Raw genomic sequence first — 1,172 nt, forward strand, 5'->3', positions numbered from 1 at the left:
GCCAGAATTCGGTGGCGATACCTGGACCCAAACAGATGTGTTCATGACTGGTCGCACCACTGGTGTTGCAACCTATCGTAACAACGACTTCTTTGGTCTGGTCGATGGCCTGAACTTTGCTGCTCAGTATCAGGGTAAAAATGACCGCACTGACGTAACTGAAGCCAATGGTGATGGTTTCGGTGGTGATGCTGCCAACTTACTGATTTAGTGTATGATGGTGTTTTTGAGGTGCTCCAGTGGCTTCTGTTTCTATCAGCTGTCCCTCCTGTTCAGCTACTGACGGGGTGGTGCGTAACGGCAAAAGCACCGCCGGACATCAGCGCTATCTCTGCTCTCACTGCCGTAAAACATGGCAACTGCAGTTCACTTACACCGCTTCTCAACCCGGTACGCACCAGAAAATCATTGATATGGCCATGAATGGCGTTGGATGCCGGGCAACTGCCCGCATTATGGGCGTTGGCCTCAACACGATTTTACGTCACTTAAAAAACTCAGGCCGCAGTCGGTAACCTCGCGCATACAGCCGGGCAGTGACGTCATCGTCTGCGCGGAAATGGACGAACAGTGGGGCTATGTCGGGGCTAAATCGCGCCAGCGCTGGCTGTTTTACGCGTATGACAGGCTCCGGAAGACGGTTGTTGCGCACGTATTCGGTGAACGCACTATGGCGACGCTGGGGCGTCTTATGAGCCTGCTGTCACCCTTTGACGTGGTGATATGGATGACGGATGGCTGGCCGCTGTATGAATCCCGCCTGAAGGGAAAGCTGCACGTAATCAGCAAGCGATATACGCAGCGAATTGAGCGGCATAACCTGAATCTGAGGCAGCACCTGGCACGGCTGGGACGGAAGTCGCTGTCGTTCTCAAAATCGGTGGAGCTGCATGACAAAGTCATCGGGCATTATCTGAACATAAAACACTATCAATAAGTTGGAGTCATTACCGGTTTCGGTTTCTCCACTACTTATGAGTATGAAGGATTCGGCGTGGGTGCAACCTATGCTAAATCAGATCGCACTGACGGTCAGGTCGCCTATGGTAAGAGCAAATTCAATGCCTCCGGCAAAAATGCGGAAGTATGGGCTGCAGGCCTGAAATATGATGCGAACAATATCTATCTGGCTACCACATATTCTGAAACTCAGAATATGACCGTTTTTGGTA

2 protein-coding genes and 1 pseudogene are annotated in these 1,172 nt (G+C 51.4%); all 3 read left to right on the top strand.

All coding sequences use genetic code 11. The annotated features are described in order from the left end of the window. Positions 1–184, top strand: a pseudogene (locus SB771_RS33395) (porin); the annotation flags it as partial. 55 nt (positions 185–239) lie between these two features. Further along, positions 240–937 (top strand): IS1-like element IS1A family transposase gene (locus tag SB771_RS33400; RefSeq protein WP_103215986.1). Its coding sequence is split into 2 segments (ribosomal slippage): positions 240–489 and positions 489–937, totalling 699 coding nucleotides; the frame shifts between segments, so codons are not numbered across the junction. 9 nt (positions 938–946) lie between these two features. Continuing rightward, a partial coding sequence (locus tag SB771_RS33405) for a porin (RefSeq protein WP_410721844.1) occupies positions 947–1,172 on the top strand: 226 nt, incomplete at its 3' end.

Source organism: Burkholderia sp. SIMBA_051, assembly GCF_046534915.1.
Classification (GTDB): domain Bacteria; phylum Pseudomonadota; class Gammaproteobacteria; order Burkholderiales; family Burkholderiaceae; genus Burkholderia; species Burkholderia ambifaria.